Raw genomic sequence first — 16055 nt, 5'->3', positions numbered from 1 at the left:
AATAGAATGATTGACTAATCAGTCAAATGTTATTAAAATTAATAATATTAAAACATAATATATTAACTTAACACAGGGATAAGCGTTTGGGTACGTAGCCCTTTTTATTTGAATAACGTTGACCAGCTGGTCAAATGAAAGGTTGATAACATGAAGAAATCTGCATGGAAAAAACAGCTTACAATAATGCTTAGCAGCGGAATTCTTTTGCTGCAGAGTACTAGCGTTATGGCAGCGCCGCAGGAGCTTTCCTTAGACGACAGCATTGCAGCAGCTCTCAAAAATAATTCGGCTATAAAGATGGCTTTAACTGATCAAGAAAGAGCAGAGTGGGGGATAAGTGAAGCAAAAGCCGGAACGCTTCCGTCCATATCGGCAAATGCTGGCGGCTCACGAGGATCAAGCGGTGCAGGTTCATCTGATGGTACTAATTATAATAGTTCACTTAAATTAAACTGGACATTATATTCTGGCGGACGAACTGAAGGGCTTATTAACCAAGCCAAGCTAAACGCCGATAGTTCAGAGCTTAATGTTGCTAAGACAAAACAGCAGATAAAACTAGATACGACTACAGGCTATTACAGTGTTTTGCAGGCTCGTAATATGGTATCAGTAAATCAGGATACGGTAAACAATCTGACCGAACATTTAAAGAAAGTACAAGCTCAATTTGACGTAGGCGTTATAGCTAAATCTGATGTATTAAGATCAGAAGTTGAGCTTGCTAATGCACAGCAGAACCTTATCAAAGCTCAAAATAGTTATGATATAGCGATGTCGACTTTAAATAACATTATTGGTGCGCCTCTTGACACTGAGAATATTCTTAAAGATGAATTAGTTTACGCAAAAAATAATTTAACTATTGAGGATGCAGTAAACCATGCGTTTGCAAATCGTCCAGAATTACAGCAATCCAAAATTAGCATAGATTCGGCAAATCAAGGTATTAAAGTCGCAGATAGTGGTCGTAAGCCTAATGTTTCATTCGGAGCAACCGAAAGCTGGAGTGGCAATGATTTCCCGGGTGATAACAATAATTGGTCAATGAATGTTATGGCTAATTGGAACTTATTTGACTCAGGTCAAACCAATGCTAAAGTTAAGCAAGCAAAGGCTTCTTTAGAAAAAGCTGAAGAACAGGCAGTTCAGACTAAAAATAGCGTAGAACTTGAAGTTCGCCAATCATATTTAAGCATGAAAGAAGCAGAAAAAAGAATAGAAACAACACATATAACTGTTGATAAAGCGGTTGAAGACCTAAAGATTGCTCAAACTAAGTATTACGCTGGTGTTGGAACTAACTTGGACGTAATCGATGCTCAATTAGCGCTTACGCAGGCCAAAACTAACTATACACAGGCACTGTATGACTATAACGTAAATAAAGCTAAATTACTAAAAGCTATTGGTCAAATTTAAAGGGAAAAGAACCTGTCCGGATGTACCGGTACAGGTTCTTTTCCTTTTTCTAAAACAGCGTACAATAAATTTCCAGAAAAAAAGTATTTACAAATTTAAACAAACAACCTTATAATTAAACCAAGGTTGTTTGTTGGCGTGTCCGTCAGATAAAGTTTATGCATAGCATGGAAAACGTAGAGGGAGGGGTTTGATGATTAGATTTGAAGGAGTCTCTAAGATGTACGGTGACAGTTGTGTTGTGAATAATTCCAACCTTCATATTAATCAAGGTGAAATAGTTGCTCTTATCGGACCAAGCGGATCAGGTAAAACGACTACTATGAAAATGATTAATCGTTTAATTGATCCGACTGAAGGTAGAATTTTTATAGGTGGCACGGATATTCTTAAACTTAACGTTGTAGAATTGCGACGGAATATTGGATATGTTATTCAAAATATTGGATTACTACCGCATATGACTATTGCAGACAATGTTGCTTTGGTACCTCGTTTGAAGCAATGGGATGAAAATGTATATCGAAAGCGGGCGGATGAGTTGATGGATATGGTCGGGCTTGATCCTGAAACTTACCGCAATCGCTATCCTTCCGAACTTAGCGGAGGGCAACAGCAGCGGATTGGGGTCATTAGAGCGCTTGCTGCTGATCCAGAGATTGTCCTAATGGATGAACCATTCAGTGCGCTTGACCCTATTAGTAGGGAACAGCTTCAAGATGAAATTGTTTACCTTCAGCAGAAACTTCGCAAAACAATAGTTTTTGTGACACATGATATTGATGAAGCCATAAAAATAGCTGACAGAATTTGCATCTTGAATTGCGGGGAGGTTATACAAACAGGTACTCCCGAGCAAATCTTAAGGCATCCAGCAAATGATTTTGTTAAGAATTTTATTGGCTTGCACCGTCTTAGCCAAACTGGAATTATGCCTGAAATTACTGAAATTATGATCAGGCCGGTAACTTCAAAACCAAACCGCGGATTAACTGAAGCTTTAAATAATATGAGAAAGCAAAGGGTCGACTCACTGCTGATTGTCGATCAGAACGAAAGACTTTTAGGCATTGTAGGTGTTTGGGAAATTCAAAATAAATTTCAAAATGAAGCGCTTACGGTAGGTGATGTAATGAATCCAAATTTACCAGTTGTTTTGTATAACCAACCGCTAAGCGAAGCAGTGAATATTATAAGCAGACATCAAGTTGCTTATTTGCCTGTTATCGATGATAATCGCCGCCTATTGGGTGTAATCACACGTGCCGGATTAGTCGACGTAATGGCAAAACAGCTAGGCGCGACACAACCACAGAGAGTAGGAGGTGTTCAGGCGTGCTAATGACGTTATTAGAAATTTGGCGAACTCGCTCAGAGGATATAATGTTGGCGACAATGGATCATATTACGCTTACACTCGTAGCGCTATTTCTGGCAAACCTTATAGCTATACCGCTAGGTATACTTTTGACTAGATATAAGAAACTAGCTGAACCAATTATTGGTATCACAGCAGTTTTCCAAACTATACCAAGTTTAGCACTCTTAGGATTAATGATTCCTCTCTTCGGAATTGGCTTTATTCCCGCAATTGTCGCACTGACAATTTATGGCTTACTGCCAATACTCAGGAATACCTATACCGGAGTGCTAGGCGTTAATCAAGCCGCAATCGAGGCTGGTGTTGGAATGGGCATGACCTCCAAACAAATTCTGTTCCTTATAGAGATACCCTTGGCTCGCCCAGTAATAATGGCAGGTATACGTACTGCGACAGTACTACTAATTGGTATAGCCACGTTAGCAGCTTTAATTGGAGCTGGTGGTCTTGGTGATTTAATCTTCCGCGGTATAGCTATGGCTAACCAAGATTTAATTTTAGCTGGAGCCTTGCCTGCTGCATTATTGGCAGTGATATTTGACTTTATTTTGAAGGGGGTCGAAAACCAATCACAGCCTAAAGGAATAAAAACAATGGCGAAAGGATGATGTTTAGTGAAAAAACTTACTTTGTTACTTATGATAGTATTGTTAAGTCTATCTCTAGTTGGATGTTCCGCTTTGACAGGAGGAAAATCAGATAAGATAGTTATAGGTGGTAAGAATTTTACTGAGCAAGATATTCTAGTATATATTATGAAGGATATAATTGAGGCTAAAACAAATCTAAAGGTTGAAGTAAAACCATACCTTGGCGGTACGAATGTCGTTTCTCAAGCGTTAGAACGCGGTGACTTGGATATCTATGCGGAATATACTGGAACTGGACTGATCAATATTCTTGGGGAGAAATTGATTACAGATCCTGACGCAGCTTACGCTAAAGTAAGTCAGATCTATCGTGAAAAGAAAAAACTTGTTTGGCTTAAGCCATTCGGTTTCAATAATACGTATACTTTATCAATGCGCGCCGATCAAGCTGAAAAATTAGGAATAGAAACTTTCAGTGATTTAGTGGGGAAAGCCCCCAAGTTAATACTTGGTGCAACTCATGAATTTCTTGAAAGACAAGATGGATACAAGGGTCTCCAGGAGGCCTATGGTATTAAATTTGGCAGTACAAGTGGAATGGATCCAGGCCTAACATATGGTGCTTGCCGCGACTATAAAGTAGATGTAATTGACGCATTTTCCACTGATGGGCGTATACCGGCGTTTAATTTGAAGGTACTAAAGGATGATAAACGCTTCTTTCCACCTTATTATGCCGCTCCTGTAATACGTGAAGATACCTTAAATAAACACCCCGAAATTGCGGATGCCCTAAATTTACTAGCTGGAAAACTTGACGAGAAAGAAATGTCAAGCCTTAATGCTAAAGTTGATTTAGAAAAAAAGGATGCGAAAATAGTTGCTCGTGAATGGCTTAAGTCTAAGGGATTAATTTAATAGAGAAAATCTGAAGCACAATTACTATAATATTCAAAACGGGAGGAGTCCGGAAAATGGCTCCTCCCGTTTTGGTATCATCTAAATTTGAATTTCTTACTAACTATATTTCATTGTATTAAAATAAAAGGAGGTCAAAATGGCTAGTATATTATCAGATTTTAATCTCATCATTTTCCCATTGTCCATCTTGCTTCTGTGTACTGCTCTCGGTAGTATCATAGTCCAAGGCTTATGGAAGCAGTTTCGCAGAATTTCTTTTCATATTTCGGGAGAATACTATGAAGTGATAGACAAGTCGGTTAGAGGCATGCCAGCATTATGGGGAGCATTAATAGGTTGTTACGTTTCTATACAGTTTGTCGATCTAAAAAATGCTAACCTCCGTTTTTTAGATGGAGTATTCATTGTTGTTGGCATATTCTCATTAACGGTGGTTACTGCTCGTTTTTTATCTACGATGGCCGCTTTTTATGCGCAAAAGGACGAAAAGGCTTTTCCCTCGGCATCAATCTTAGCTAATATCATAGAAGCAGCTACTTATATAACTGGAATTCTAATTATATTGCAAACTTTAGGAATATCCGTTACGCCGATTCTTACTGCTTTAGGCGTCGGAGGTCTGGCCGTAGCTTTAGCGTTGCAAGATACTTTGAGTAATGTTTTTTCCGGACTGCACATTCTTTTAGCTAAACCTATACAAACAGGTGATTATATAAAACTAGAAGCTGGTCAGGAAGGACATGTTGTGGATATTTCTTGGCGGAATACTACTATTCAGACGTTAGGAAACAGTTTGATCATTGTGCCTAATCAGAAGATAGCCTCTGCAGTTATTATTAATTTTGATAAGCCTAGCAGTGAGCTATCTGTTAGCATAGGAGCTAGCGTAAGTTATGATAGTGACTTAGAATACGTAGAAAAGGTGACAATTGCGGTGGCAAAGGAGGTAATGAGTGAATTTGCTGCTGGAGTTGAAAACTATGAGCCCGTTGTACGCTTTCACACCTTTGGAGACTCTAGCATACTTTTTAATGTAATAATGCGTGTACAAGTATTTGCAGATCAATATAAGCTTAAGCACGATTTTATTAAACGATTGCACAAAAGATACAAAATCGAAGGTATTGAAATACCTTTCCCGATTCGCACTATTTATAGTAAATCAATAGACCAGTAAACTATTATGGGGGTCTAAAAACCTAATTTTAACGAACATAGTAAGGGGGGGGACATATGCAGGGCGCACCGACTTTAGAGATCGATCTAGAAAAGCTCGCGGATAATTCATCTCGGGTAGTTGAAAAATGCCTTGCTAAAGGCATACATGTAATAGGTGTCACTAAAGGTTTTAGTGCAATACACCAAATTGTTAGTGCTATGCTTGCTGGCGGGATAGAAGGCTTTGCGGATGCCAGGATGGAAAACATCATGGAACTGCGGAAAAGAAATTTTCACAGCCCATTTACTTTGCTGCGAATTCCCCGAATAAGTAACGTTGCAAATGTTGTAAAGTATGCTGATGTTAGTATTAATTCAGAGATATCAGTTATAAGAGCTTTATCGGCTGAAGCCCAGCAGATCGGAAAAATTCATAAAATCATTCTAATGCTGGATGTAGGTGACCTCCGTGAGGGTGTTATGCGTGAAGATGTCATGCATATGGTGGAAAAGATAAGCTGTTTAGAAGGAATCAGGTTAATTGGCATTGGTACCAACATGGGGTGTTTTGGCGGAGTACTGCCCAGCATCGAAAACCTAAATCTTTTAGTTGATGTAGCCTATGAAGTAGAGAGCCACTTGGACTATCAACTAGAAATTATTTCAGGTGGTGGAACTTCAACACTCTTTTTAGTAGAAAATAACACCGTCCCTGCAGGAATTAATCAGCTAAGGGTAGGTGAAGGAATACTTCTTGGTACTGATACCACAAACAATCGAAATATTCCATGGCTGCATCACGATGCCTTCTGCCTGAAGGCAGAGGTCATTGAGGTTAAAGATAAGCCCTCGGTTCCGATCGGTGAGATTGGGCAGGATGCTTTTGGGAATGTTCCTCGGTTTGTTGATGTTGGTATTAGAAAACGAGCAATTCTAGCTCTAGGTAAGCAGGATGTCTATATAGAGGGTCTTTTTACATTAGATAAAAACATAACCATTCTAGGCGCGAGCAGTGATCATATTATTCTGGATGTTACTGATTCTGGAGATAAGATTAGGGTTGGTGACGAGGTAATATTCGGTCTAACTTATCCAGGTCTATTATCAGCAAGTGACTCCCGTTATGTAAAAAAACTGTTCAAAGGAGGTAATAAATGATGAACGTTGAAGTAGTAAAAAACTTTGATCAAGAATTAATACAACTATTGATCCAAATGGAAGAGGACGCATTTGGCGATGGTGGTTTAAACCAATGGCACCTCGTGCCATTTATTCGACATGGGCGGGTATATCTTGCCAGAGAAGGTCAGAATGTTGTTGGAATGGCGCAGTATATGAGAGACTGGGATAAACCTAATAAAGCATACCTTATGGGAGTATCTATAGATACAGAGGAACGAGGAAAAGGATTTGGCACCATACTGCTTCGGGAGAGTTTACGACTGTTACAGAATGAAGGGATTACTGAGGTCGAATTGACAGTTGATCCTCAAAATATCGCGGCTATAAGAGTTTATGAGGGTAAGTTAGGGTTTATAAAGGCTGGTATGAGGGTCGATGAGTATGGAGCAGGGGAAAACCGTTTGGTGATGTTGCTGTCTTTGAGTAATTCATAGTCTCAATGAGGGAACTGTGTCAAGTTATTCTGGTCATTGTTTTATCATTAGCATAATACAAAAAGGAGAATACAGTGCATGATACAGTGGCCTGACAAAGAGACCCAAAAGAATATTTATAATAATGTAATGAATGACGCAAGACCAGATCGTTATTTTTTTGGCATGGTAATACTATCTTGTACTGTGGCAACTTACGGTCTGCTTTCAAATAGCACGGCAGTTGTAATAGGAGCTATGCTAATTGCTCCGCTAATGGGACCCATACTAGGTGGTGCTCTAGCTGTAGCAACAAACAGTAACGACCTAATTAAAGTTTCAGCTAAAGCTGAGGCCTTGGGAGCAGTCACAGCCGTAGTATTAGCAGCGCTGCTGACTCTTGTTTTACCACGGGCGGAATTGACCTCGGAAGTGTTGGCTAGAACTACACCAACTATCTTAGATCTAGTAGTAGCGTTGGCATCAGGGGCGGCAGGTACATTCGCTATGTGTGTTAGGCCTCAAGGGGCAACTCTGCCAGGCGTAGCTATAGCTACTGCTCTTATGCCTCCGTTATGCGTTGTTGGCATTGGCTTGGCAAAGCAAGATTTCGCGGTTATGGGCGGTGCATTTTTGCTGTTTCTAGCCAATATGATTGCGATTAATGTAGCAGCTATTGCGATGTTTGAGTTTGCTGGGTTTTCGAGCGATCTTTGTGAAAATGAATGTGATAACAATATCTCTAACAATTTTGCCAAGTACCGCATGACATATCCTATTGCTTTGCTAATTATTATCTCGCTGCCATTAGCATATATCATGTATAAAACATATAATCAAGCTAATATAGAAAAAACAATAAGAAGCTCGCTAGTGGAATCTCTCGACATGATTGCACCGCAGTCTAGTCTTATATCTTTGAATTATACTGAACAGGATAACAACTTTAATATTGATGCGGCAATTCGAACCACCAAAACTATTGTTCCGGAAAACATTCGGCAGATGGAAAACTTATTGGAATTGCGGTTGGGAAAAACGGTCGTGGTAAGTGCGGATGTTTTTCTAGTACAAAAGGTTAATGATAAAACTAACATAGATAACTTCCGAGAATTGCTTCCAAAAGTAAAGGAAAAAGAAGTTGTAGAAGTAGTCAGAAGTACTACTCCTGAAGAAGTAATCGAAAGTACTATTCGTGAAAAATTGCTATTACTACCTGGGAGTAAATTAGAGGATTATCTTTTAGAATACCGAAAAAGCTCGGGTACTTATGTGGTTACTGCCAGAATTTCCAGCTCTAATCCTATAGATACTAAATTACCTTTGACAATTCAAAAGATATTAGAAGAACGGTTAAAGCGCCGCGTTGAAGTTAAGGTTGATGTTAATAATGATAAAAAGTAATAATACATTTCTAAGTCGTAAAGGTACGCTACTGCTTTGTAGCGTACCTTTGTTCAATGCGGGGTATACTAATAGAAGAAAAGATGATGCATTTTAACAGCAGAGGACGTGTAATAATGCAGCAGTATGTTCTTCCGTTTACGGCTATAGATAGATCTAAAATAGCAGTAGTTGGCGGAAAAGGAGCCAACTTAGGTGAACTTTTTAATGTCCCTGGTATTTTTGTGCCAGAGGGATTTTGTATTACTACAGAGGCATATAAAAGATTTATTGCTTCGAATGAGGCGTTTAACGAAATGTTAAATTCCTTAGAAAGGATGACTATTGATAACATCGACGCAATTGAAACTATCGGTTCAAAAATCAGGAGTCATTTAGAAAAATTAGCTATTCCCCAGGAAATAAAAGCTGAAGTATCTGAGATTTGGGAGCATACTGGCAAACATTTCTTCTATGCAATTAGGTCCAGTGCTACAGCGGAAGATTTACCTGGGGCTTCATTTGCCGGACAGCAGGATACTTACCTTAATATTTCCGGCCTAGATGAAATTCTAATTCATATTCGTAAATGTTGGGCATCACTTTTTACTGATCGTGCAATTATCTATAGAATTCAAAATGGCTTTAATCACCGTGACGTTTATTTAGCAGTAGTTGTACAGCGAATGATTTTTCCTGAAGTGGCTGGTATAATGTTTACCGCTGACCCTGTAAGCGGCAATAGAAAAGTAGTTTCAATTGATGCAAGTTACGGTTTAGGGGAGGCTTTAGTATCCGGCATAGTATCAGCTGATCTATATCGAGTTAGGGATGGAACTGTAATTAATAAGAAGATAGCCGAGAAAAAAATAGCTATTTATGGCTTAGAAGATGGCGGTACTATTAAAAGAGCGGTTGCTAAAGAAAAGGTTAACCGGCAGTCGATAGAAGACCAAGTAGCTGTTGTATTGGCCGAGCTGGGGCAAAAAATTGAGCAGCATTTCGGCTGCCCCCAGGATATTGAATGGTGTATAGCTGATGACACGGTATTTATACTTCAGAGCCGACCTATCACAACATTATATCCTGTACCGAGGTTTTTTGATGAAAGACTTCATTTATTGATATCCTTAGGGCATGCGCAAATGATGACTAATCCTATAAAACCATTGGGTATTTCAATATTAAAAACATTTATGCCTCTTGGTAAGAATGGCAATCAGCGAACCGAAAGTAACTTGATGGCTGAGGCAGGCGGTAGGCTCTACATTGATATAACTAAAGTGCTTGATTATAAGTTGGGGCGTAAATTGTTTCCTGGATTAATTAGTAATGCTGACGAATTTATTGGTAACGCTCTTAGAGAGTTTTCGTCGTGGAAAACCTTCAAAATCCAGTCTGGTCCTGGGAAAAAGATCGAGCTGCCCTTAATAGCTAAAATAGCTCCATTCATAATGAAAGTTTTTAAAAATATAGTTTTTAAAGAAAGCAAAGGCATTACAGAGCGTGTAGATGATTTAATCGATAAACAGATTAGAGTAAATCGAGATATTATTTACCAAAAAGTTGGTATAGACAGGGTTCAGCAAATCCAACAGCTTTTGCCCACTATGCTTCCGTTTGTATTGAAAAATGTTGGTCCGTATATAGGGACGGGTTTATTAACTTACCGGTTGATAAATAAATTAGCTGGCTTATGGCTTAATGATACAGAACAAGAATTGCGCGGCATTAGTAAAGCACCTGTGGGGAATGTTACCAGTGAGATGGGACTAGCTCTTGGTGATGTCGCTGATATTATACGTGGATATCCTTCTGTAATCGAGTATTTAAAAACGGCAGCAGATGCTGAGTTTATGACAGGGTTGGACGGAGTAGAAGGCGGCAATAAGGTAAAAACTTCTTTGAATAGCTTTTTAGCTCAATATGGTATGCGTGCTACTGGCGAAATTGATATTACCGTGCCGCGTTGGCGAGAAGATCCGACTCAACTGATTGGATCAATCCTCAGTAATGTTGAAAGCAACAGTGCAGGGATGCATCGAACTCAGTTTTTACAAGGCGAAGTGGAAGCTAAGAAGGCAGTTGAGAGCTTAATTAGGCGGCTGCAGTATACTCGCTTTGGGTTTATTAAGGCTAAAATAATGAAGCACCTATTAGTCGCATATCGTCAGGTTATTGGTGTAAGGGAGCACCCTAAGTTCTTTATAGTGCAAAACTTTGATATTATCAAAAAAGCTATACTGGAAGAAGCTGAATATCTTGTTGCTGCAAAGATTCTAGAAAAAGCAGACGACGTATTTTGGCTTTCGCTAGATGAATTAATTGAGGTTATAAACTCAAAGAAAGCGGATCTATCAATAATAAAGAAGCGACAGGAAGAGTTTAAGCAATATATAAAACTCTCCCCTCCTAGAGCAATGACAAGTGAAGGAGAAATCATAACTGGTTTGCAACAGCAGCAAGATATTCCTGAAGGAGCTTTAGTTGGGAGCCCTGTTTCTGTTGGCTTGGTTGAAGGTCGAGCCAGGGTAATAACGAATTTAGCTAACGCTCGCCTTAACAAAGGTGAGATTTTGGTAGCACCCTTTACCGATCCCGGATGGACACCATTATTTCCCCTTGCTGGCGGTTTGGTAACAGAAGCTGGCGGACTGATGACTCATGGCGCAGTAGTCGCCAGAGAGTATGGCATTCCAGCAGTGGTTGGTGTTGATGGTGCAACCGTGAAAATTAAAGATGGAGAAATGATTAGAATAGACGGACGTAAGGGATATGTAAAAATATTATCTGAGTAGCTGATAAACAATTTTTTGAAAGCTTGCCATTTGATGGTGAGCTTTTTTATTTACGGCAACATTTTCGCATAGGTTTATAGCAAAGTATAACTGTTTTCTTAGGAGGTTTCGGTATGGATTTTTTCTTATGTAAATTTAGAGGATAGTGTCGTCTCTTGACGAAATATTCTCGTATTGAATTTTATTAAGTGATTTATAAATAAGTAGGTTTTATCTAAATCGAAGTTCAGGATAAGTATGAGGTGAATGGGTTTTGCAAAGACAGTTTTCTGCAAAGAAAAAATGGTGGATCTTTTTTGGCGTAATGTTTGTTGTTATCTTAACTCTGGTATTCATTTTGCCGAATATGAGAAGCCAAACAACTATATTAAAATCTAATGGAGCTAATCTCAAGCCTTCGGTAGATATTCAAACTGTCCAGCGTAAGGATATGACAAGAAGAATAACATTAGCCGGGCAGACTGTACCAGAGGCTCAGGTTGATATAGCGGCAAAGTACTCTGGGCGTATAACTCTGGTAAATGTGAGCCTAGGTCAGGCTGTTAAAGCCGGAGATATACTAATTATCCAGGATACTGGTGATATCGACTTATCTATTTCTCAGACTGATGCCTCGCGCCGTCAGGCCGAAGCAGAAGCTGCCGAAACTCAAGCTGCCTATTTTGCTAAATATCAAAAAGTTAAGTCAGAATACCAACGTAGTTTGAAAAATTATGAACGATATAAAGCCTTATATAGTACGGGGGCGGTTTCGCGGGAATCGTTAGATACAATAGAGCAGCAAATGATTAATGCTAAATCTGAGCTCGAAACACTGGATAATCAATACCTGTATGGTGTTGGACCTGCCTTGCTGGAATCCAAGCGGGCAGCTTTAGAAAAAGTTGAGAGAAATGTTGATGCGCTAGAGAAACAGCGTGAAGACTTAATTTTACGGGCCCCGCGTTCAGGCGTAATCGGCTATCGTCAGGCTGAAATAGGTGCTTTAGTTCAGTCAGGTCAAAAGTTATTGTCGATAGTAGATAACAGTGGCATATATATCGACTGTCAGATGTCTGAGAAGGATATTGCTCATATTAGTCTGGGAATGACAGCTGATGTTCAAGTAGAATCACTTGGTAACAACTATATAGGGAAAATAATTTACGTAAGTCCAGCAAGTGATGCTAAAAGTCAAAATTATATCGTAAGAATTTCACTTGATAAACCTGATTCTCTTTTGAGAAGCGGAATGTTTGCCCGAACTCAACTCGAAGTGTTACAACGCCCTCAAACGCTATTCGTAAGCAAAGAGGCTATTATAGAGAAAAATGGCAAGAGATATGTTTTCATAATTAATGTTGATAATAAGGCTGAAGAGCGTTCGGTTACGCTCGGTTTGAGTAATGACAAAGTAGTAGAAATACTTAGCGGCGTTAGCGAAGGGGAACGAGTAGCTATAAGTAATTTAGCTAGATTAAGAAATGGAATGAGTGTTGATATTATTCCTGCCGAGGATATACGAGTTAATTCGGATAATCAGGGAGGTAGGTAATGAACATAACTCGTTTTTCAATAGAGCGACCAGTAGGCATATGTATGATTGTTATGCTGTTTGTTGTGCTTGGCTTATATAGTTTTCATCGAATTGGCGTTGAGTTATTGCCTGCTTTAAACACTCCCTACGTAACGGTTTCAGTTAATTATTCCGGTGCAGGAACTGAAGAGGTTGAACAGCAAGTAATTAAGCCGCTGGAAGATTCTCTAGCATCTTTATCTAACTTAAAACATATGACCGCCATTGCCAGGCCTGAGCGGGCGATAATTATATTAGAGTTTGAGCTTTCAACAAATTCTGACTTTGCCTCTATCGAAGCAACTAAAAAGGTAAATTCAGTACGTAGAAGACTTCCAGACGGTATCGATGAGCCGGTAGTAGTTAAGCGTGATATTAATGCGGCTCCGGTCTTAGAAATCGCTGTTACATCGAAATATCCTCTTTCAGATATATACGCAAAAGCTAATAGCACATTCAAAGAGCGTCTAGAACAGTCGCCGGGTGTTTCTGAAGTATCGCTTTATGGTGGACGGGATAAGGAAATAGCCGTCGAAGTTGATAAAGAAAAGCTGGCTTTTTATAACCTATCTTTGAGTCAAATTGTGAATAAAGTCAAGGGAGAAAACGCACTATTACCTTCAGGGTCTGTATACACTGATAAACTGCAGACAGATGTTCGGCTTTTGGCTCAATATCAAGATTCGGCAGATATAAATAACTTGAACATAACTAACTCTGACGGGATTAGTGTTCCGATAACAGAGATTGCAATAATAAAGGAAAAGGACAGCAAGGTAACAAGGTTTGGGCGTGTAAACGGACAAGACGCCATTTCTTTAACAGTATATAAAAATAGTGATGCTAATATTGTTACTACTGTTGAAGGGGCGCTTAAGCAGTTAGAAACATTAAGAGAAGCTTACCCTGATTATGAGTTTACAGTGGTTACAAATTCAGCTAATTTCGTTAGCAAATCGCTGAATAATACTCTAGCTACATTATTTGAAGGGTTGCTGACTACTGGTATAGTACTATATTTATTTCTCCGCGGCTGGCGTTCAACAGCTGCTGTTATGATAGCTATACCAACTTCACTTATTTCAACTTTCTTAGCTATGTATGCGGTCGGCTTCAGTTTTAACATGATGTCCTTAATGGGGATGGCTTTATGTGTTGGTATATTGGTCGATGATTCAATTGTAGTATTAGAAAATATTCATCGACATCTTCATATGGGTAAAGATGCTAAAACAGCTGCTGTAGAAGGACGAATGGAAATTGGCATGGCGGCGATTGCGATTACATTATGCGATGTAGTTGTTTTTATGCCGATTGCATTTATGAGCGGTATGACTGGGCAATTTTTTCAACAGTTTGCTTTAACTATAGTTTTGGCCACTTTATTTTCCCTATTTGTTTCTTTTACGTTAACGCCAATGTTGGCCTCTAAATTTTTTCGGAACGGGTTAAGAGAACCGCAAGGGAAAATATGGGTAATTATGGACAAAATCGAAAACCAGGCAATCGCCAGCTATGAGAGATGGTTAGTCTGGAGCTTAGACAACAGCAGGAAAATTATTGCATCAGTTTTATTAATTTTTATATTGTCGGTTGCTTTAATTCCGAGTGGTATTATCGGAGCCGAGTATATGCCGCGGACAGATGAAAGCAGTTTTCGAGTGTCAGTCGAGCTGCCTGTGGGCCAAAATATTGAGCAGACTGATGCTGTGATAAACTTGCTGGAGCAATACGTAAGAACTATTCCTGAGGTCACAAACTGTTTATCAAGTGTTGGCACCCCGACAAGCAATAATGGATCAATTTCAGTACAATTAATAGATCGTAAAGAGCGCAGTCGAAGTGTATGGCAAATTACTGATGATGTCCGTAAATTTGCCAGAAGCAGTGTGAATAATGCTGTTGTCAGAGTTAATGAAACGCAATCTTCTGTTGCTGGAGTTTCCGGCGGGGCCGGAAGCGGCGGATCTTCTGGATCCCCCGTACAAATAGAACTGCTTGGCAACAACCTGGAAAATTTGGTGAGTGCTTCGTATAAAGTACAAAAACTTCTTGGTGAGATAGATGGGGTTAAGGATATTAGAAGTTCATATTCAGAAGGAATGCCAGAATTACAATTAACAGTCGATAGAGAACGTCTGAAATTTTATAACACCTCAGTAACTGAGATCACCAGTGTTTTTTCTGCAGCTATTGCAGGGCAAAAGGCAGGGGTTCTTGCCAATGACCCTAAAAACGATGGACAAGATACAGATATAATTGTTCGTCTTCAAGGCAGTGACGGCTTTAAGGCAGCTGATATTCAGTCAATCACGGTAGGGGCAGGAAATCGCAGAGTTTTTCTTAGTGATGTCGCTAAAATTGAAGAAGGAACTGGGCCTGTTATGATCCGCAGAGTTGATAAGCAGCGGGCGATTAATGTGCAAGCCAATCTTACAGACAGGCCGTTAAAAGAAGTATTGCAGCAGATTAAGATTAAGTTGGATCAGGAGAACGTAGGCAGCGGCGTTACTTATCGTTTTACTGGACAGGCGAACAGCATGGATGATACCTTCCGAGAAATGATCCAGGCATTAGCATTATCATTAGTTCTGGTATATATGCTGTTAGCAGTACTTTATGAGTCACTGCTCACTCCATTTATACGAATGTTCTCACTGCCGCTAGGGTTAATTGGTTCACTGATATTCTTACTCATCACAAACAATACCATCAACTTATATTCACTTATTGGGATATTGGTTATGGACGGTTTAGTCGCCAAAAATGGAACACTGTTACTCGATTATACTCTTACGCTTATGGATAGAGGGATGAGTGCCTATGAAGCAGTAATTGAGGCTGGCAAAACTAGGCTAAAGCCGATTTTCATGACGACACTAACAATGGTAGTAGGGATGCTGCCGACTGCTTTATCCTTAACGGAAGGCTCTGAAACAAGAGTCAGTATGGCGTGGGTAATAATCGGAGGCCTATTGTCATCAACCTTTTTTACATTAATTGTTATACCTATAATATTTTTGTTCTTTACTCACTATCCGATTGACCAATGGCATAAGCATATAAATTTAAAGAAATTACTTAGCAAATAAAAAAGTGGTGGCAAATTTAAATTTGCCACCACTTTTTTGCGTAAGCGAATACCACATGCTATGCATGTGGTTCCAAAAAGCTTATAGCTATGCGTCGAAAAAAACAGCCTCCTTTGTTAGAATAAATGCAGGTTTGCCGACCGCATAATCTGAACAA

At 39.4% G+C, this 16055-nt stretch carries 11 protein-coding genes; all 11 read left to right on the top strand.

The genetic code is table 11. The features are described from left to right. Nucleotides 1-150 precede the first annotated feature (150 nt). Nucleotides 151-1425, top strand: coding sequence for a TolC family protein (locus V6C17_RS12430; RefSeq protein ID WP_333522902.1), 1275 nt, complete (start codon nucleotides 151-153; stop codon nucleotides 1423-1425). Between the two features lie 193 nt (nucleotides 1426-1618). After that, on the top strand, nucleotides 1619-2767 hold the full coding sequence (locus V6C17_RS12425) for an ABC transporter ATP-binding protein (RefSeq protein ID WP_333522901.1): 1149 nt from the start codon (nucleotides 1619-1621) through the stop codon (nucleotides 2765-2767). After that, complete coding sequence (locus tag V6C17_RS12420) at nucleotides 2767-3414, top strand: ABC transporter permease (protein ID WP_333522931.1); 648 nt, start codon at nucleotides 2767-2769, stop codon at nucleotides 3412-3414. Before V6C17_RS12425 ends, V6C17_RS12420 begins: the two co-directional genes overlap by 1 nt. Nucleotides 3415-3420: 6 nt before the next feature. Next, a complete protein-coding gene (locus tag V6C17_RS12415; protein ID WP_333522900.1) occupies nucleotides 3421-4314 on the top strand; it encodes a glycine betaine ABC transporter substrate-binding protein in 894 nt (297 codons plus the stop codon). Nucleotides 4315-4453: 139 nt separating this feature from the next. Then, nucleotides 4454-5494: a mechanosensitive ion channel family protein gene (locus V6C17_RS12410; RefSeq protein ID WP_333522899.1), complete on the top strand. Its 1041-nt coding sequence runs from the start codon at nucleotides 4454-4456 to the stop codon at nucleotides 5492-5494. Nucleotides 5495-5550: 56 nt separating this feature from the next. Then, nucleotides 5551-6633: an alanine/ornithine racemase family PLP-dependent enzyme gene (locus V6C17_RS12405; protein ID WP_333522898.1), complete on the top strand. Its 1083-nt coding sequence runs from the start codon at nucleotides 5551-5553 to the stop codon at nucleotides 6631-6633. Beyond that, nucleotides 6630-7091 (top strand): GNAT family N-acetyltransferase, encoded by a 462-nt coding sequence (locus V6C17_RS12400; protein WP_333522897.1) that lies wholly within the window; start codon nucleotides 6630-6632, stop codon nucleotides 7089-7091. Before V6C17_RS12405 ends, V6C17_RS12400 begins: the two co-directional genes overlap by 4 nt. A gap of 78 nt (nucleotides 7092-7169) precedes the next feature. Next, entirely contained in the window at nucleotides 7170-8474 is a 1305-nt protein-coding gene (locus tag V6C17_RS12395) for a TIGR00341 family protein (RefSeq protein ID WP_333522896.1), read from the top strand. A gap of 83 nt (nucleotides 8475-8557) precedes the next feature. Then, nucleotides 8558-11251: a phosphoenolpyruvate synthase gene (locus tag V6C17_RS12390; protein ID WP_333522895.1), complete on the top strand. Its 2694-nt coding sequence runs from the start codon at nucleotides 8558-8560 to the stop codon at nucleotides 11249-11251. Nucleotides 11252-11504: 253 nt separating this feature from the next. Beyond that, nucleotides 11505-12785, top strand: a complete 1281-nt coding sequence (locus tag V6C17_RS12385) for an efflux RND transporter periplasmic adaptor subunit (protein WP_333522894.1) — start codon at nucleotides 11505-11507, stop codon at nucleotides 12783-12785. Next, nucleotides 12785-15898 (top strand): efflux RND transporter permease subunit, encoded by a 3114-nt coding sequence (locus V6C17_RS12380; protein ID WP_333522893.1) that lies wholly within the window; start codon nucleotides 12785-12787, stop codon nucleotides 15896-15898. The genes V6C17_RS12385 and V6C17_RS12380 overlap by 1 nt, the downstream gene beginning before the upstream one ends. Nucleotides 15899-16055: the final 157 nt, after the last annotated feature.

Source organism: Dendrosporobacter sp. 1207_IL3150, from assembly GCF_036763085.1.
Lineage (GTDB): Bacteria > Bacillota > Negativicutes > DSM-1736 > Dendrosporobacteraceae > JBAIYU01.
The sequence above is the reverse complement of the archived record's forward strand: the minus strand, read 5'-3'. Positions and strand labels throughout refer to the sequence as shown.